Raw genomic sequence first — 16,655 nt, forward strand, 5'->3', positions numbered from 1 at the left:
TCGCGAGGAGACTTCAGGATGTCGAATCACGCATTGAATCCAGCGGACGCAGCGGTTGCGCTGCCCGCGGCGAGCACGCCGCGCCGCTGGCTGAGCAGCTTCGATCGCGGTTTGATCGCGCTGGTGGAAGCCTGCGCGGCGGCGCTGCTCGCGGTGGAAATGATCGTGATGCTCGCTGGCGTGGTGAGCCGTTACGCGCTGCATCAGCCGCTGGTGTGGTCGGATGAACTGGCGGGGATTCTGTTCCTGTGGCTCGCCATGCTCGGCGCGGTGCTGGCGTTGCGGCGCGGCGAACATATGCGAATGACGGCGCTGGTCAGCCGCTTGTCGCCGCGGCGGCGCGCATTCGTCGATACGCTGGCGATCGCGGCGTCGATTGCGTTGCTCGCGCTGTTGATCGTGCCCGCGTACAACTACGCGTCCGGTGAGGCGGCGATCGTCACGCCCGCCTTGCAGATCAGCAACGCGTGGCGCGCGCTCGCGTTGCCGGTCGGCGCCGCGCTCATGCTGCTGGTCGGCTTGATTCGTCTCGCGCAGGTGAGCCGCGCGCGCGACGTCGTGATCGTGCTTGCGATTGCCGCGCTATTGGGTCTCGTCGCCGTATTCGCCGGGCCGTGGTTCCAGAGCCTTGGCAAGATCAATCTCGTGATCTTCTTCGTCGGCGTGGTGGCGATCGGCATTTTTTCGGGCGTGCCGATCGGGTTTTCTTTCGCGCTGGCCACGTTCGGCTATCTCGGCCTCTCGACTTTCACGCCGCTCGAAGTGGTGGTCGGCCGCATGGACGAGGGCATGTCGCATCTCGTGCTGCTGGCCGTGCCGCTCTTCGTGTTCCTCGGCTTGCTGATCGAAATGACCGGCATGGCGCGCGCGATGATCGAATTCCTCGCGAGCCTCGTCGGTCACGTACAGGGCGGTTTGTCGTTCGTGCTGATCGGCGCGATGTATCTGGTGTCGGGCATCTCCGGTTCGAAAGTGGCGGACATGGCGGCGATTGCGCCGGTGCTGTTCCCGGAGATGAAAAAACGCGGCGCGTCGGAAGGCGATCTCGTCGCGCTGCTCGCCACCACCGGCGCGCAAAGCGAAACGATTCCGCCGAGCATCGTGCTGATCACGATCGGCTCGGTCACGGGCGTGTCGATCGCCGCGCTCTTCACCGCGGGCATGCTGCCGGGCGCCGTGCTCGCGCTGATCCTGTGCGTGGTGGTGTGGTGGCGCTATCGCAACGAAGACCTGAGCGGCGCGCAGCGTTTCAGCAAGCAGCAGATCGCGCGGCTGTTCGTCGTGTCGCTGCCGGCGCTGGCGCTGCCGTTCGTGATTCGCATGGCGGTGGTCGAAGGCGTGGCGACGGCGACCGAAGTATCGACCATCGGCATCGCCTATTCGATGCTGATCGGCCTGCTGGTCTATCGCCGTTTCGAATGGCGGCGGCTCGGCCGCATGCTGGTGGATGCGGCGACTTTGTCGGGCGCGATTCTGTTCATCATCGGCTGCGCGACCTCGATGGCGTGGGCGCTCACTCAATCCGGCTTCTCGCAGGACCTCGCGCAATGGATCGCTGCGATGCCCGGCGGCGCGTATGGTTTCCTCGCCGTGTCGATCGTCGTGTTCGTGATGCTCGGCAGCGTGCTCGAAGGGATTCCCGCGATCGTGCTGTTCGGTCCGCTGCTGTTTCCGATCGCGCGGCTCGCGGGCGTGCATGAAGTGCACTACGCGATCGTCGTGATTCTGTCGATGGGCGTGGGGCTTTTCTCGCCGCCGTTCGGCGTCGGCTACTACTCGGCGTGCGCGATCAGCAAGGTCAATCCCGATGCGGGCATTCGCCCTATCGTCGGCTACATGGGCGCGCTGATCGTCGGCCTGATTCTGGTCGCGGCGATTCCCTGGATCTCGATCGGGTTTCTCTAGGCTTTCTTCACAGGTTCGACACTCGGGCGCTGCATTGCCGCCGCGCCGGGGCGTCGCTCGTCCTTTAAAAACTGGCAGCAGCGGGAGAGTTTCATGAGTCGTTTCTTTGGCGAGATTCGTCAGGCCGGGTACGTGGTGCGCGATATCGAGGCCGCGATGGACTACTGGAGCCGCGTGCTCGGCGTGGGCCCGTGGTTCTACAACGAACGCGTGCCGATCGAGAACTACATGTATCGCGGGCAATCGTACGAGGTGCACAACTCCGTGGCGTTGGCGAACTCGGGGCCGTTGCAGGTCGAACTGATCCAGACGCGCAACGACGCACCCTCGATGTACCGCGACTTTCTCGCCGCCGGCAACACCGGCTTGCAGCACAACGCATACTGGACCACCTCGTTCGACGCGGACCTCGCGCGCCTGCGGGAGCAGGGCTTCAAGGTCGCGATGAGCGGCGAGGTGGGCCGCAACGGGCGCTTTGTCTATTTCGACACCGAGGATCATCCGGGTACCGTCATCGAACTCTCGGAGATCGCCGGGCCGAAAGGCAGGCTGTTCGACATGATCTACGCGGCGTCGCGCGATTGGAACGGCCGTGAGCCGGTGCGCCGCTTTCCTGATCTGAACGCGCTATGAACGCCACGCTGCAACGGAACACCATTCACGACGACACGCTCGAAGCCGACTATCTGATCGAGACGCCGCTCGATCCCGCCCGCGTTGCCGACGTGATGGCGGGCGAGCAGTCGAGCGGCACGTTCGTGCGGGTCGCCAACGAATCGGATGCGCTGCGCGCACGCAGCCGCGCGAGCGTGCTGCGCATCGAGGAACTCGAACCCGCGTCGCAACCCAGCTTGCCGAGCGCATGGCTCGCGCGCCAGGGTACGCCGGGACCGTGGCGTCGCGCGCGCGTGACGCTGTCGTTTCCGCTCGCCAACATCGGCGCGAATCTGCCGACGCTTGCCGCCACCGTCGCCGGCAATCTGTACGATCTGGGCGAGGTCACCGGCATGCGGCTGCTCTCGCTGCGCTTGCCTGTCGCCTATCGCGCGCGTTTCGAACTGCCGCGTCATGGCGTGGCGGGCACGCGCGTGCTGACCGAAGTGACGGGCGGGCCGATGATCGGCACCATCATCAAGCCGAACGTGGGCTTGAGCGCGGCGGAAACGGCGGCGCTGGTGCGCGAGTTGTGCGAAGCGGGCGTCGATTTCATCAAGGACGATGAAGTCTGCGCGAACCCCGCGCATGCGCCGCTCGCCGAGCGCGTGCGAGCGGTGATGGCGGAAGTGCGCCGCTACCGCGAGCGCAGCGGCCGCCGCGTGATGGTCGCGTTCAATATCACCGACGGACTCGACGCGATGCGCCGTCATGCGGAACTGGTCGAGCGCGAGGGCGGCACCTGCGTGATGGCGAGCATCAACTGGTGCGGCTTTTCCGCGATAGAGGCCCTGCGCCGCGCCACGCCGCTCGTGCTGCACGCGCACCGCAACGGCTACGGGATGATGTCGCGCGATCCGGCGCTCGGCATGTCGTTTCAGGCGTATCAGACGCTATGGCGTTTGACCGGCGTGGATCACATGCACGTGCACGGCCTCGCCGGCAAATTCGCGCAGAGCGACGCCGAAGTGATCGAGTCGGCGCGCGATTGCGCCACGCCGCTCGCGTCGGGTTGCGACGACCCGGTGCTGCCGGCGTTTTCCTCGGGCCAGTGGGCCGGCACCGCGCAAGCCACGTTCGACGCGGTGCGCTCCACCGACTTGCTGTTCATGTCGGGCGGCGGCATCCTCGCGCATCCCGATGGTCCGGCGGCAGGCGTGACGAGCGTGCGTCAGGCATGGGCGGCCGTGCAGGAACACACGCCGTTGCCGGTGTTCGCGGAGCATATGCCGGAACTGCGGCGCGCATTGGCATTTTTCGGCGGGCGAGCGTGAGCGAGGCACAGGTCATCAAAGAGAGCAGCGACTCGCGCCGGTTGCATGGCAACGGTCCGCATTACGCCTTCTATGGCGACGACTTCACAGGCGCGACCGACACGCTCGCGCATCTCGCCCGCGCCGGTCTGCGCACCATGCTGTTCTTCGCGCCACCCGATGCCGCGCGTCTTTCGACGCTAGGCCGTCTCGACGCGCTCGGCGTTGCCGGCGCGGCGCGGACGATGTCGCCGGCTGAACAGCAAGCGGAGCTGTCGCGCGCCGGCGCCGCATTTGCCGCGCTCGGGGTGCGCGTGATGCACTACAAAGTGTGCTCGACATTCGATAGCGCGCCGGAGATCGGCAGCATCGGCGTGGCGATTCGCACGCTGCGCGCGCACTGCGCGAATCCGCTCGTGGCGGTGGTCGGCGGGCAGCCGAATTTGCGGCGCTATTGCGTGTTCGCCGAACTGTTCGCGGCGGCGGGCGCGGACGATCATCAACAGTCGATCTACCGGATCGACCGTCATCCGACGATGAGCCGTCATCCGGTGACGCCGATGCACGAAGCGGACTTGCGTGTGCATTTGCAACGGCAGGGCGTGGAAAACGTGCAATCGGTCGATTGGCGCCGCTACACGGCCGGCGATGCCGCGTTGCAAACCGAGGTGCGGCGTCGGCTCGAATCGAAACCCGACGCATTGCTGTTCGACGTGCTCGACGACTCGCATCTGCAAGCGATTGGCCGCGTGATCGCGCATCACGCGGCGGAATCGGCGCCCTTGCTCGCGGTAGGCGCGAGCAGCGTCGCGCAGGCCTATTCGCTGGCGCTGGATCCGCGCGCTGAACATGAACACGCCGAAGCGCGCGAGCACGTAACGCTGGCGCGCGCACAAGGACCGGTGTTCGTGCTGGCAGGCAGCCTCTCGCCATTGACCGAAGTGCAGATTGCCGCCGCGCATTCGTATCTGCGCGTGGAACTGGACCCGCTGCAAATGACCGGCGATAGCGCGTCCGACTATCTGGCAACGCGCGCCGCGGCGATAACCGGACCATTGCGCGACGGACGCAACGTCCTCGCCTTCACGACGCGCCGTGCCGAACACACGGCAGGCGCGTTGCCGCGGCTCACGCACGCATGCGCCGCGCTGCTGCGACAGGTGCTCGGCAACGCGCACTTGCGACGCATCGGCATTGCGGGCGGCGATACGTCCAGCTTCGCCGTGCGCGCGCTCGGCGCCTGGGGCTTGTCCTATCTCGCGCCGCTTCCGGCAGGCGTCACCGTATGCCGCCTTCACGCCGACCGTGCTGAACTCGACGGCATGGAAATCATGCTGAAAGGCGGACAGATGGGCGACGCGGATCTTTTCGAGCAACTGCTCGCCGGTGACGACGGCGACAAAGCACCTGGACGTTAGCCGTTGTCGGCGAACTCCGGATAAAGCGTCATGCCGCCGTCGACGAACAACGTCGTGCCCACCACATAATCGCTTTCATCGGAAGCGAGCCACACGGCGGCCTTGCCGATATCGTCCGGGTTTCCGACGCGACCGTAGGGAATCAACTGAAGCAGCCTGTCCTGCTCGGGCTTCGATTCCCAGGCGTCCTTGTTGATCCGCGTGCGAATCGCGCCCGGCGCGATCGAATTGACGCGAATGCGCTCGGGCGCCACTTCTTGCGCGAGGGATTTCATGAACATCAGCACGCCGCCTTTGGACGCGGCGTAATTGACACGCCTCGCCCAGGGAATCACTTCGTGCACCGAGCTCATGCAGATGAGCTTGCCGAGCGCTTTTGACACGGGCCGTGGCCCGCGTCGCCGGAATTCCTTCACGGCTGATTGCGCCGTGAGAAATTGCCCGGTCAGATTGGTCGCCAATACCGTTTGCCAGTCTTCCAGCGTCATCTCGGCAAATGCGCTGTCTCTCTGCAAACCCGAATTCGCCACCACGATATCGACGGTGCCGAATCGCGCGCGGCACGCATCGAACATGCTCTCCACCTGATCGCGATCGGCCACATCGGCCCCAACCGCGAGCGCTGCGCCGGCCGCCTTTTCAATCTCGTCGGCGAGCTTTTCGGCTGATTCGGCATGGGTGTGATAGTTCAGGACCACCGCCGCGCCCGCGTTGGCAAGTGCTTGTGCAACGCCGTATCCAATGCCGGAACTGGCGCCGGTCACCAGCGCAACCTGATTCTCGAGTAGCTTTTCCATCGCATTCTCCGGCTTCGCCATGTGAATCCAATCTGGCAATCGACATGGCAAAGCCGCCGGATATCGATGCGGCGAACTGCATCGACAGCGGCGGCCGGCGTGGTTCGAAGTATCGAACCGGGCGTTTCGATCGGGCTATATCACCCCGGCTACCAGCAGCACGATCACGACGATGAGTACGACGCCGATACCGCCGGTAGGCGCATAGCCCCATGAACGGCTATGCGGCCAGGTCGGCAGCGCGCCGAGGAGGAGAAGAATCAGCACAATCAGAAGAATGGTTCCCAGCATGTTAAAGACCTCCGCTTGGTTGACGGACCTTCTTTCACGACAGCCACGCAAGGCGCGCCCTCGGGGCGCCTGGCGAAAGGCGGCATCGATGTCGTGAGTGAGCAAGGCGCGTGCCCAGGATGGATGCCGAAACGGAGCCGCTTGAAGCCGATACGCTGCGACATCCGTTCTTGACGAGCGGTCTGACGCCCCTGCGCGTTTGCTGGCGCAGGGGTGTTTCCAATTGCGGGCATCTCGCGCGTCCTACAGGTAGGACCCTTTGATGCGGCCTTCGAAGATGGCGGTGTTGATTTCCCAATCGTCGACCTGGCCCAGGGCCCCCTTGTCGACGGTGACGACAACCGAACGGCCGCCATGCAGCGCTTTCATCTGTTCGGCGGTGAGCGTGTCGTCGTGGGCGGGGTCCGCTGAACGCGGCAGGTCTTTGATGATGACAGTGGATTTCATGGCGTTACTCCAGAAAGTGGACGGGCGAGCACGATGCGGTGCTCAGCCTGACTTCTGCAAGGGCTATGCCATTTTGCGTGCGGCCGGCGCGGAAAACACGGGCGGTTCGGCAACGCGCGTCCTGTCTAGGCGGCGCGAGATGACCCCGTCAAACGCCGCGTTCGATCGACCCGGGATTGAATCGGAGTGTGCGGAGCGGTCCCACAGCTCGCGCGCCGGTTGTTGGCTGGCGGCGCTCCATGCGGCGGTTGCGGATGGCGACCGGATGCGAGGGATGCGAAGGATGCGAGGAACGCGGGCGCACACGCGCCCGCCGCTCAAAACGCGAACGGCACGCGCATCGAGCGCGTGCCGTTGCGGACAACAGTGGAATCGAAGTCTAGTAGCGGCGCAATGCCCTGCGCTGCATCGCCGCCGTGACAACCGTCTGGTGCGCGGCGGGAAAGCCGGGCGGATATTCGACGACGCGCGCCGAGGCCGGCACGAGTGGCACCGCGCCATTCAATCGCGCACCGATGCGTGCTCCGCCAACAATGGCGGCCATCGCCTGGCGGTCGAGTTCGACGCTGTCGGTGAGATCCTTGATCATGAGCTTGGCCATGAGGGCTCCGGAGAAATGCCGAGCGGGCGGCCGGTGCGATTGTCCGGTCGCCGCTTCGATATGTCGTTAAGTGTGCGGTGGTCTCGTCGCACTATGAGTATAGGAAATCTGCTTGCAGCGCGCCGCTTCATTATGAAGAGGCGGCAGTAGGGAAGCCCCCGGTCCTTCGCTACCGCACGCCGTCACACGGCAGCGAAGTTGCCGCCAAAGAGTTCCGGGCTGACGTTCAGGTGCAGCGGCACCACGCCCGCGCCGATCACGCCGATGTTGTTGAGCGCGGCGACGTTGACGGTCTGGAACTGGGTGAGGTTCTGGTTTATCGCGACGTTGACGTTGGCAATGGTGCCGAGGCCGGCCACGGACGGCAGACCGGGCGTGCCGGTGCCGCCGGCCACCGCCGACATGGCACGGCGGTCGAGATAACAGGTGCGAGACAGATCGCGAATCATGAGGGATGACATGGTGAATCTCCAAGGGTGCGCGGAAGACGGGCGTGGACGACGCGAGGCGAAGAGACCCGTGAGCACGGGCGCTTCGCCTCGTCGTGCTTTACACGTGGATGTTGTTGCTCGACGTGATGCTCGGATCGATCGTCGAATGGATGCCGGCGGCGAACGCGACGTTGTTGCCGTTGGCGTTCTGGATGTCCATCGACGTGTTGATCAGTTGCGTCGCGTCGACCTTCTTGTTGTTGTTCGGGGCGAAGACCGGGCTGAAGTTGTAGTACGAGGTCGAGGGACCGAAACCGCCGCGCACGGCGCTCATGGCTTTGCTGTCGAGTTGTTCGGTGATGGACAGGTCTTTGATCATCAGTGCGTTCATGGTAAATCTCCTGGAAGAAAAAATGAGAGTCTTGCGATTGGGTTCGAGCAACTTGTCTGCTCGAGTGTCACTAATGCACGGCCTGTGCCAGTTTTATTCTGGCATCCAAAGAAAGTTTGCGCAGGCTTGCTGCATGGGGCTTTCGAGCCGCACTCACGCGTTCGAGCCGATCCATGGACGCGCTTCCGCCTCTCGCTACTGGTGGGAGGCGCCCGACAGAGCGCCGCATGCTGTTGGATGCCGCGCGACACCGTCACGGCGCGCACGCAGCGGGGCAATCCTGGTTTGCGAAAGCGTGGGCCGGGGGCTAGTATCGAAGCGGCACATGTAACTGGTTACGACAGGTTTTCTATCAGCCCGAGCGGTTTCGGTCGCATGCGATCCGGCCCAACGGCAGCGGCGGCGCTTCGCACAAATGGCTAGCCTTGCGCGTGTGATTCACGACTTCCAGAGCGGCGAGCTGTCGCGTGACGAGCTCGTCGCTCAACTCGACAGCACGTTGACGACCGAAGGTCTCGGTCCCACGCAGCTGCTGGAGATGCTCGGCACGGCGCATCGCAAGACACCGCTCCCCGAGGATCTTTACGCGGAAGTGCGGCGGCGCATCGAGCAGTTGCGCGTCTCGAACGTGGCCGCGGGCGGCGAGGAAACCGGCATTCAGACCACGGTCGATATTCCGTCGGCACGCTCCGCAGGCGCGGGCCAAAAGCCGGGCGGCGCAAGTGCGCCGGGCGCCGCGAATCCTCCCGGCCACGACCAGATCAAAGGCACCGGCGACACGTTGAACAACCGCTTCGTGCTGGAGGAATGTCTCGGCGTCGGCGGCATGGGCACGGTGTACAAGGCGCTCGACTTGCGCAAGCTGGAGGCGTCCGATCGCAAGCCGTATCTCGCGGTCAAGGTGCTCAACGTGCAGTTCCGCGGCAATCCGAATTCGCTCGTCGCGCTGCAACGCGAGGCGCGCAAGGCGCAGGTGCTCGCGCATCGCAACATCATCACGGTGTACGACTTCGACCGCGACGGCCCGATCGTCTATCTGACGATGGAGTACCTGAACGGCAAGCCGCTCAGCCAGTTGCTGCGCACGCCGGGCTATCAGGGCATGCCGGTGCGCGCCGCGCTGCCGATCGTGCGCGGCATGTGCAGCGCGCTCGCCTACGCGCATGAACGCGGCTTCGTGCACTGCGATTTCAAACCCGCCAATGTATTCCTGACGACGAATGCCGAAGTGAAGGTGATCGACTTCGGCATTGCCCGCGTGTTCCAGCGGCCGGAGGAAGAGAGCGACGCGACCGTGTTCGATCCCGGCAGCCTCGGCGCGCTGACGCCCGCGTATGCGAGCCCGGAAATGATCGAGCATCGCGAGCCCGATCCGCGCGACGATATTTATGCGCTCGGCTGCATCACCTACGAGTTGTTGACCGGCCACCATCCGTTCGACCGTTTATCGGCGACGCAGGCCCGCAACGCCGACTTCAAGCCGCAACGGCCGCCGAACCTGGACGCGCGACAGTGGCGCGCGTTGCGCGCCGCGCTCTCGTTCGACCGCAACACGCGCATGCCGAGCGTGGTGCGCTTCATCGCGGAGTTCGACAACGAAGCGCGCGCGGAGAAGTCGGGCAAGCTGGCGAAGGTGGGGCTCGCGGGTTTCGCGATGGTATGCGCGGCGGCGGTCGGCGTGTTCGCGCTGCGCTCGGCGCCGGATCGGCAGAAAGGCGCGCAGCCGGTCGAGGGTGCTTCGCAGGCGTTGGCGGATCGGGCGGCTTCGTCGTCGTCGAGTGAGGCTGCAGGAGGTAAGGTGGAGCCCGCGCCAGCGGCGACGGTAGGGTCCACTGCAGGGTCCACTGCGGGGTCCACCGCGGGTTCCACTACGGAGCCCACCGCTGGGTCCGCCGCGGCACCGGCCTCGCCACCCGTTGCAACACCACCCGCTCCCAAACCGGCGCTGACGCTCGCCGCCGTCACGCCGGTACTCGCGCAAGTGCCGTGTTCGGCGCTCGCCGCTTCCGCGCAGGACCACGCGTTGACCGTGCGTGGCTACGTGTCGCAACGCCATGGCGCGGCGCGTCTGAAGGACACCCTCAGCGCCTTGCCAGGCGTCGATACCGTCGCGCTCGAAGTCGAGCCGGTTGCCGACGACAAATGCGACACCGTCAAGGCGCTCGCACCGTACTGGATTCATAACTGGCAAGCCGGCCGCGTGGCGGCGCTGCATGTGCGGCCACCCGGCGGACAGTTGAGCGAAGGCGACTCGCTCGTCGTCGACGTCACCACGCCCGCCTACGATTCCTACGTGAACCTCGACTACTACCAGCTCGACGGCAACGTCGTGCACATGGTGCCGAGTCCGCGCGCGAAGGATAATCAGGCGCCGCCGCGCTATGCGGCGACGGTCGGCAGCGCGGGCGACTGGGTCATTTCGAAACCGTTCGGATCGGAGATGGTGGTGCTGCTCATCACGCCGGCGCCGCTATTCGACAAGCCGCGCCCGGAGAGCGAATCGCGCGCCGATTATCTGCGCGCGCTCGATGCGCGGCTCGCGCAGATCGGCGGCAAATATGGGCAGGAGCGTATCGTCGCCGACTTCGCGCCGATTACGACGAAGCCGCGTGCGCCGTGAGCGAGCGCGAACCCGGCGCGCCCGGATTTCGCCGCGCGCCGATGATTCGAGCGCAAATCGCCCGCCTCACTTGAGGTCTTTCACGACCCGAAAGCCATCCTGCGATTGCCGCACGCCCGCGCTGTACTTGAAGCGCGTCGCGCTCAGCATGTAGCCGCCGCCTTCGCGCCACGAACCGCCGCGAATCACGCGCATGTCGCAAGCGGGGTTCTCCCACGCGCGGCCATCGGCGGGCGCGCCCTGGTAGGAGTTGTGCCAGCAATCGGCCGTCCATTCCCAGACGCTGCCGTTCATGTCGTACAGGCCGAACGGATTCGGCGCGAACGAACCGGCGGCCTCCGGTCCTTCCTTATGCCACGGGTCGCCGCAGTCCTTGCAATTGGCGTTGCCCTTGCGCATCTGATCGCCCCACCAGTAGGCGGTCGACGTGCCGCCACGGACCGCGTATTCCCATTCCGCCTCGGTCGGCAAGCGGTACGGTTTGCCGGTGGTCTTGCTCAGCCACTTCACGTATTGCTGCGCGTCGTCCCAGCTGATGTCGCGCGCCGGCGCGGCTTTGTTGGCGTTGCTCTCGGGTGTCAGCTTCGGACAGGCGTTGGCGGCGACGCATGCGTTCCATTGCTCCACCGTCACCTCGTATTTGCCGATGGCGAACGGCGCGCCGATGTTCACGTGATGCACGGGCTTTTCGGAAGGATCGTCGGTGCCGCTGCCCATCGGGAACGAGCCGGCCGGCAACGCGATCATGATCGGGCAGGTGGCGCAATCGCGGCTTTCGCCGGCGCTCGGCGGACGCGTTGCGGGCTTTTGCGCGACCGATGCGGTGGGCGGAGCCGTAGCCGGCGCCGCGCTTGCGCCTGGCGTGGGCGTCGCGCGCGGGCGTTCTTGCGGTGGCGCGCTGGCCGGAGCGATTGGAGCAGTTGGGGTGGTTGGACGCGCGGCTTGCGGCGCAGGCGCGGTAGCCGGCGCATTCGACGCCGCCGCGCGCAACCGGTCGATGCGTGCATGCGCGAGCGTGGCGAAGCGGCCGTTCGGATACGCCTTCAGGTAGGCCTCGTAATCGGCGGGGTAGTTGCTGTCCTTGATCGAATTCCAGAACGTGATTTCGTATTGCTCGCTGCTGTCTTTCGGGAGAATGCCTCGGCTGCGCAGTGTCACGACGCGATCGGTTTCGTTGACGGCCAGGAGCGACGCGGGATGGACATTCCCCGCGAGGCGAAATGGCTCGGTCAGCGACGAAGCCATCCACGGCTGTTGCTCGCCGCCGGTCACGTCGCGGACCCGAGCGGCGACGCGCTCCAGCAGCGCGGAAAAATCCTGCGACGAAGCGCCGTCGAGCGCGCGCAGCAATGCGTTGGTGTAGACGCCATGACGCATGCCGTCCGCGGCAAAACCGCCGGGCGCGGTGGCATAGGCAACCAGTGTGTTGGCGGAAAGTGCCGGTCCGGCGAACGTGACGTCAGTTGAAAAGGGATTATTCAGGCAGGCATCGAGGATCGCGAGATTGAATCCGCCTGTATGCATCGCCTGAAGCACGCTATTCAGGTCGACACCTTCGTTGATGAGCGAAGCGGGCGAGCGCGCATCGAGTCCGGCGGGAATGAGCAGCGTCTGCCGGCCGACTTGCACGCCATGCCCGGCGAAATAGAACAGACCGGTGCCGCCCGCGCGCAAACGCCGATGGAATTCACCAATGGCCTGCTGCATTTGCCGAGGTGTCGCATTGGTGCGCAAGATCACATCGAAGCCGAGCGCGCGCAATGTATCGCGCATGGCTTCGGCATCGCGCGGTGCGTTATCGCGAAGCGGGTCCGCCCGATCGCCATACGCGCCGTTGCCGATCACGAGCGCGACGCGGGGAGAAGCCGCATTGTTCTCGTGTGGCGCGAACGCGGAGACCGCCATGCCGGGCGCCGCCGCAACATGTTCCGCCCGGACATTTGGCGCAGTCGCGCAAGCACTGCCCCAATGCGCCTGCATGACCCCGGCCACGCACACCAGCACGAATATTCGCCACATCTTCACATCCTGTTTGTTCCGGACAGAACCCAGGCATTCGAGCACCGCGCCGCTCGCGGCAACCGCCAGAGTGAACCGGAGAGAAGTATCGACGCCGCCACGACTATCCATCTGCAACCTGCTAACAACGATAGCACGCGCTTCGAGCGCCACAACTGTCGCTTATCCTCAGTGCGTTATACGGTTAACGAGCATTGCGTATCTTTTTGGCAAGTTACGTCCTAAGCTGATTCACAAAGTAACGCGGCATGTCGTTTTAATCAGGCGGCCGTTCAACAACGCGCGCGCTCGCGACATCCAGCAGGACGCCCGGCAGCCTTGCGGCCGAGGCGGCCATGACCACTCTTCGGGAGAGTGCGCAATGAGAAGAACCAACACACTCGTCGTTCTCGCGATGCTAGGCGGCGTGGTGATCTGCGGGCCCGTGCTCGCCGAGCAAACCGCCTCGCCGCAGACTGCCGAGGAGTACATCATCTGGCCGCCGGACGGCGCGGTGATTCACGGCGGCAAGCTATGGGTGCGCATGGGACTGCGCAACATGGGCGTGTGCCCGAAGGGCGTCGCGTTTCCGAACTCGGGGCATCACCATCTGCTGATCGACACCGATCTGCCGCCGCTCGATCAGGAAATTCCGTCGGACCGCAATCACCTGCACTTCGGCGCGGGCGAAACGGACGCGCGCATCGAGTTGCCGCCGGGCAAGCATACGTTGCAACTCGTTCTCGGCGATCACAACCACGTGCCGCACGCACCGCCCGTGCACTCGAAAAAGATCACCATCACCGTGCAATAAGACCAGCGCGAGCCGTTTATTCAAAACGGGTCCGTCAGGACGGAGAGACCAATATGTACAAGATCATCGCGGCCGCCGCGTTCATGACGCTGTCGGCCCTGGCGTCGCCGAATATCGCCACAGCCGGGCCGACGGCGGCGCCGGCCGGCGCGTATGCGTATATCGGCTATCCAAACGACGGCCAGGTGGTGCCGGCGAACAGGCCGTTCAAGGTATGGTTCGGCTTGCGCTATATGGGCGTCGCGCCGAAAGGCGTCAAATTTCCGAACACCGGCCACCATCATTTGTTGATCGACGCCGATCTGCCGCCGCCGGATCAGGAAATTCCCTCTGACCGCAATCACCTGCATTTCGGCGCGGGCGAAACGGAAACCACGATTCAACTGCCGCCGGGCAAGCACACGTTGCAACTGTTGATGGGCGACGCCGCGCATGTTCCGCACAATCCGCCGGTGTACTCGAAGAAAATCACGGTCATTGCGCGGTGAGCCGGCGCGAGACACGGCTTGCCGATGCCGCTGTCTCGCCGCAGCCAACAAGTTCTCGCGCGTTGTTGGCTGCAATCCACCACTCGCGGCTGATCGTTTCCCCCTCGTTGCATCGGCTCTCGCGGCGGATCGTACCGCAAGCCCTTTATCTAAAGCATTCCGGCAAATTTCTTAGGATCGGGAAGCAAGACTGGCACAGCCCATGCATTAGTGACACTCGAGCAGACAAGTTGCTCGAACCCAACCGAAGCACTGTGCAGTAACCCCTTCCAGGAGATTTACCATGAACGCACTGATGATCAAAGACCTGTCCGTCACCGAACAACTCGACAGCAAGGCCATGAGCGCCGTGCGCGGCGGCTTCGGCCCCTCCTCGTCGTACTTCAACTTCACGCCGGTGTACGCGCCGAACAACAGCAAGACCGTCGACGCCACCCAACTGATCAACACGACGATGAACATCCAGAGCGCGAACGGCAACAACGCAGCGTTCGTCGCGGGCGTCTCGACCACGATCAACCCGCATGTGACGTCGAGCAACAACATCTTCGTGTCCTGAACGGCGCACGCCGCCGCGGAGGCTTCAAGGCCTCCGCGGATCGCGCACCGGGAATAGCTGAAAAAGTTCTCGCTTCTCGCACCAATCGTTCTTTTCATACGACCTCGCGTCACCGCCGATCCCCGCGCTTCATCTTCCTGCATCGCTTCGATGGTGAAACCGCGCGGGAGATGCTTTACTTGAAGCGTGCGCTCTCCTCGTGCAGCGAAGCCGGTGTCATCGGAGAAAATCGTGTCAGCGTTGCTTGATTCATCGGTTCGTCAGCGCTTCTTCGCGACATCGGCGCCATGCTGTCCGGCAATGCGGCCGGCGAATTCAAAGCGCGTGGTTCAGGCGTTTCGCGGGCTCTGCGCGGCAACGCTATGCGCGCTCTCGCTGTCTGCGTGCGTCGATGTCAGCATGCCCGATTACAAGCGGCCCGACACGCCGGAGAAGACCTCGTGGTCCGATCGGCAAGGCGCGCCCGTGTCGGCCACGGCGACCATCGAGCCGGATTGGTGGAAGGGCTTCCACGATCCGTATCTCGACACGCTGATCGGCAAAGCGATCGCGGGCAACTTCGATATCAAGGTGCTGGCCGCGCGTATCGAGGTCGCCAGCACGCAGATCGGCGAAGCGAGAGCCGGCGCGTTGCCGACCATGGACCTCGGCGCCGGCGCCAGTTTCCAGAAGACCACCGGACAAACCTTCGCCAAGCAGTACAACCTCGGGACCCAGGTGAACTGGGACATCGACATCTGGGGCAAGGTCGCCAAGGGCGTGCAGGCGCAAAAGGCCGAATTCCACGCAAGCGAGGCGGATTGGCGCGCCGGCTATCTGGAACTCGTGTCGAATGTGTCCAGCACCTATTTCCAGATCCTGCAATTCGACGATCAGATCGAGCAGCAGCAGAAAACACTCGTCACGAACCGACAGATTCTCGCCATTTACGACGGCCAGCGCCGCAGCGGCCTGGTGCCGCAAACTCAGGTGTTACGCCAGCAGGCGGAAATCAACCGCTTGACGAATCAGTTGCTCGAACTGCGCCGCTCGCGCGACCTCGCCAACAACGCGCTCTCCACGCTGCTCGGCGTGCCGGCGGGTGAATTCCAGCTACCCAAGGGCCATTTGCAGCAACGTGTGCAACTGCCTCCCGTACCCGGCGGCTTGCCCGCGCAACTGCTCGCACGCCGTCCCGACGTGGTGGCCGCGGAATTCAGAGTGCTGGAAGCCTACGACCTCGTCGGCCAGGCCAAGCTCGCGCAACTGCCGACCATCAGCCTCACCGGGCACGGCGGCACCGCCAGCTTCGCGTTGACCGACCTGCTGAAGTCGTTCACCTACGGCTTCATGCCCAGCATCAACATTCCGTTGCTCGATCCGGGCGTGAGGGCGCATGTGAAGGTCACGAAAGCGCAATCGACGGTTGCCGAACAGCAATATCGCGTGGCCGTGATGGGCGCATTCGAGGAAGTGGAAAACGCGCTGGTCAATCTGAATTCGCATAAGGCGCAGCGCGTGGAATTGCAGGAGGAAGTGTCGCGTCTGCAAATCGTCGCCGATCAGATTCAGTCGCAATTGCGCCTTGGCGTGGTATCGCAACTCGAAGTTTTCGAAACCGAGCGGACGTTGCTCGAAGCGCAACAGCAACTGCTTGCCAATCACCAACTGATTCTGTCCGACACGGTGCTGCTTTATAAGGCGCTGGGCGGCGGCTGGCCGAGCGTCGATGTACAGGCCGAAGTAAAGGAACACTGAGGGAACACCGAGGAAACACCGAGCCGACCCGCGATGCGGCGCGCAGCGAGAGCATGTCGGCTCGATGTGGCGCGCTCGTCGCTTTGATCAACCACATTCGAAATTGACTCTTGCGATGCGTGACTTACAATCATTGAGGGGCCGAATTGTGTTCGGCTCACACCAACAACATTGTCTTTTCGCCGTCGTCCCTTATTCCGTTTTCGCCGCGTTCCTCACGCAGCGCGAAGACGATTAGCGATCCGCATAAA

General features: G+C 64.3%; 16 protein-coding genes and 1 pseudogene. 9 read left to right on the forward strand and 8 right to left on the reverse strand.

Features of this window, described 5'->3' with window-relative positions; all coding sequences use genetic code 11:
* Positions 1 to 18: 18 nt before the first annotated feature.
* The 4 genes from ACTJLC_RS15235 (at position 19) to ACTJLC_RS15250 (ending at position 5,230) form a co-directional block, all read left to right on the forward strand.
* The gene (locus ACTJLC_RS15235) at positions 19 to 1,905 is read left to right on the forward strand and encodes a TRAP transporter large permease (protein ID WP_440844456.1); all 1,887 of its coding nucleotides are present in this window, start codon (positions 19 to 21) and stop codon (positions 1,903 to 1,905) included.
* Between the two features lie 93 nt (positions 1,906 to 1,998).
* Entirely contained in the window at positions 1,999 to 2,538 is a 540-nt protein-coding gene (locus ACTJLC_RS15240; protein WP_440844458.1) for a VOC family protein, read from the forward strand.
* Positions 2,535 to 3,833, forward strand: coding sequence for a ribulose-bisphosphate carboxylase large subunit family protein (locus ACTJLC_RS15245; protein WP_440844460.1), 1,299 nt, complete (start codon positions 2,535 to 2,537; stop codon positions 3,831 to 3,833). The genes ACTJLC_RS15240 and ACTJLC_RS15245 overlap by 4 nt, the downstream gene beginning before the upstream one ends.
* Complete coding sequence (locus ACTJLC_RS15250) at positions 3,830 to 5,230, forward strand: four-carbon acid sugar kinase family protein (protein WP_440844462.1); 1,401 nt, start codon at positions 3,830 to 3,832, stop codon at positions 5,228 to 5,230. The genes ACTJLC_RS15245 and ACTJLC_RS15250 overlap by 4 nt, the downstream gene beginning before the upstream one ends.
* Here ACTJLC_RS15250 and ACTJLC_RS15255 read toward each other — a convergent pair.
* From ACTJLC_RS15255 to ACTJLC_RS15280, 6 genes are all read right to left on the reverse strand, one after another.
* The gene (locus tag ACTJLC_RS15255; RefSeq protein WP_440844464.1) at positions 5,227 to 6,027 is read right to left on the reverse strand and encodes a glucose 1-dehydrogenase; all 801 of its coding nucleotides are present in this window, start codon (positions 6,025 to 6,027) and stop codon (positions 5,227 to 5,229) included. The genes ACTJLC_RS15250 and ACTJLC_RS15255 overlap by 4 nt on opposite strands.
* A gap of 135 nt (positions 6,028 to 6,162) precedes the next feature.
* Complete coding sequence (locus tag ACTJLC_RS15260; protein WP_073428744.1) at positions 6,163 to 6,318, reverse strand: DUF3309 family protein; 156 nt, start codon at positions 6,316 to 6,318, stop codon at positions 6,163 to 6,165.
* Positions 6,319 to 6,561: 243 nt separating this feature from the next.
* The gene (locus tag ACTJLC_RS15265) at positions 6,562 to 6,765 is read right to left on the reverse strand and encodes a hypothetical protein (protein WP_244745704.1); all 204 of its coding nucleotides are present in this window, start codon (positions 6,763 to 6,765) and stop codon (positions 6,562 to 6,564) included.
* Positions 6,766 to 7,144: 379 nt separating this feature from the next.
* Complete coding sequence (locus ACTJLC_RS15270) at positions 7,145 to 7,366, reverse strand: hypothetical protein (RefSeq protein ID WP_073428742.1); 222 nt, start codon at positions 7,364 to 7,366, stop codon at positions 7,145 to 7,147.
* Between the two features lie 182 nt (positions 7,367 to 7,548).
* Positions 7,549 to 7,827, reverse strand: a complete 279-nt coding sequence (locus ACTJLC_RS15275) for a hypothetical protein (RefSeq protein WP_073428741.1) — start codon at positions 7,825 to 7,827, stop codon at positions 7,549 to 7,551.
* A gap of 88 nt (positions 7,828 to 7,915) precedes the next feature.
* A complete protein-coding gene (locus tag ACTJLC_RS15280; RefSeq protein WP_440844467.1) occupies positions 7,916 to 8,188 on the reverse strand; it encodes a hypothetical protein in 273 nt (90 codons plus the stop codon).
* A 415-nt stretch (positions 8,189 to 8,603) separates the two neighbouring features.
* Here ACTJLC_RS15280 and ACTJLC_RS15285 point away from each other — a divergent pair, with 415 nt between their 5' ends.
* Positions 8,604 to 10,808: a protein kinase domain-containing protein gene (locus tag ACTJLC_RS15285; RefSeq protein ID WP_440844469.1), complete on the forward strand. Its 2,205-nt coding sequence runs from the start codon at positions 8,604 to 8,606 to the stop codon at positions 10,806 to 10,808.
* Positions 10,809 to 10,874: 66 nt separating this feature from the next.
* Here the strand turns inward: ACTJLC_RS15285 and ACTJLC_RS15290 are convergent, their stop codons facing one another.
* Both ACTJLC_RS15290 and ACTJLC_RS15295 read right to left on the reverse strand, forming a co-directional pair.
* Positions 10,875 to 12,053: a formylglycine-generating enzyme family protein gene (locus tag ACTJLC_RS15290; RefSeq protein WP_440844518.1), complete on the reverse strand. Its 1,179-nt coding sequence runs from the start codon at positions 12,051 to 12,053 to the stop codon at positions 10,875 to 10,877.
* A gap of 33 nt (positions 12,054 to 12,086) precedes the next feature.
* Positions 12,087 to 12,938 (reverse strand): annotated as a pseudogene (locus tag ACTJLC_RS15295) (caspase family protein); the annotation flags it as partial.
* Between the two features lie 283 nt (positions 12,939 to 13,221).
* On the opposite strand from ACTJLC_RS15295, the gene ACTJLC_RS15300 reads away from it, so the two are divergent.
* From ACTJLC_RS15300 to ACTJLC_RS15315, 4 genes are all read left to right on the forward strand, one after another.
* Positions 13,222 to 13,620, forward strand: a complete 399-nt coding sequence (locus ACTJLC_RS15300; RefSeq protein ID WP_440844520.1) for a DUF4399 domain-containing protein — start codon at positions 13,222 to 13,224, stop codon at positions 13,618 to 13,620.
* A 53-nt stretch (positions 13,621 to 13,673) separates the two neighbouring features.
* The gene (locus tag ACTJLC_RS15305) at positions 13,674 to 14,108 is read left to right on the forward strand and encodes a DUF4399 domain-containing protein (RefSeq protein ID WP_073428737.1); all 435 of its coding nucleotides are present in this window, start codon (positions 13,674 to 13,676) and stop codon (positions 14,106 to 14,108) included.
* A gap of 283 nt (positions 14,109 to 14,391) precedes the next feature.
* Positions 14,392 to 14,667 (forward strand): hypothetical protein, encoded by a 276-nt coding sequence (locus ACTJLC_RS15310; RefSeq protein WP_436263885.1) that lies wholly within the window; start codon positions 14,392 to 14,394, stop codon positions 14,665 to 14,667.
* Positions 14,668 to 14,967: 300 nt separating this feature from the next.
* Positions 14,968 to 16,404, forward strand: a complete 1,437-nt coding sequence (locus ACTJLC_RS15315) for an efflux transporter outer membrane subunit (protein WP_176035765.1) — start codon at positions 14,968 to 14,970, stop codon at positions 16,402 to 16,404.
* Positions 16,405 to 16,655 lie beyond the last annotated feature (251 nt).

Source organism: Paraburkholderia sp. 22099 (assembly GCF_052045835.1).
GTDB classification, from domain to species: domain Bacteria; phylum Pseudomonadota; class Gammaproteobacteria; order Burkholderiales; family Burkholderiaceae; genus Paraburkholderia; species Paraburkholderia terricola.

Excerpts from the sequence above, each read along its gene's own strand:
- ACTJLC_RS15245 (WP_440844460.1), top strand. The coding sequence starts at position 2,535 with ATGAACGCCACGCTGCAACGGAACACCATTCACGACGACACGCTCGAA.
- ACTJLC_RS15285 (WP_440844469.1), top strand. The coding sequence starts at position 8,604 with ATGGCTAGCCTTGCGCGTGTGATTCACGACTTCCAGAGCGGCGAGCTG.
- ACTJLC_RS15270 (WP_073428742.1), bottom strand. The coding sequence starts at position 7,366 with ATGGCCAAGCTCATGATCAAGGATCTCACCGACAGCGTCGAACTCGAC.
- ACTJLC_RS15290 (WP_440844518.1), bottom strand. The coding sequence starts at position 12,053 with ATGGCTTCGTCGCTGACCGAGCCATTTCGCCTCGCGGGGAATGTCCAT.
- ACTJLC_RS15315 (WP_176035765.1), top strand. The coding sequence starts at position 14,968 with ATGCGGCCGGCGAATTCAAAGCGCGTGGTTCAGGCGTTTCGCGGGCTC.
- ACTJLC_RS15305 (WP_073428737.1), top strand. The coding sequence starts at position 13,674 with ATGTACAAGATCATCGCGGCCGCCGCGTTCATGACGCTGTCGGCCCTG.
- ACTJLC_RS15280 (WP_440844467.1), bottom strand. The coding sequence starts at position 8,188 with ATGAACGCACTGATGATCAAAGACCTGTCCATCACCGAACAACTCGAC.
- ACTJLC_RS15255 (WP_440844464.1), bottom strand. The coding sequence starts at position 6,027 with ATGGAAAAGCTACTCGAGAATCAGGTTGCGCTGGTGACCGGCGCCAGT.
- ACTJLC_RS15265 (WP_244745704.1), bottom strand. The coding sequence starts at position 6,765 with ATGAAATCCACTGTCATCATCAAAGACCTGCCGCGTTCAGCGGACCCC.
- ACTJLC_RS15310 (WP_436263885.1), top strand. The coding sequence starts at position 14,392 with ATGAACGCACTGATGATCAAAGACCTGTCCGTCACCGAACAACTCGAC.
- ACTJLC_RS15260 (WP_073428744.1), bottom strand. The coding sequence starts at position 6,318 with ATGCTGGGAACCATTCTTCTGATTGTGCTGATTCTTCTCCTCCTCGGC.
- ACTJLC_RS15235 (WP_440844456.1), top strand. The coding sequence starts at position 19 with ATGTCGAATCACGCATTGAATCCAGCGGACGCAGCGGTTGCGCTGCCC.
- ACTJLC_RS15240 (WP_440844458.1), top strand. The coding sequence starts at position 1,999 with ATGAGTCGTTTCTTTGGCGAGATTCGTCAGGCCGGGTACGTGGTGCGC.
- ACTJLC_RS15275 (WP_073428741.1), bottom strand. The coding sequence starts at position 7,827 with ATGTCATCCCTCATGATTCGCGATCTGTCTCGCACCTGTTATCTCGAC.
- ACTJLC_RS15300 (WP_440844520.1), top strand. The coding sequence starts at position 13,222 with ATGCTAGGCGGCGTGGTGATCTGCGGGCCCGTGCTCGCCGAGCAAACC.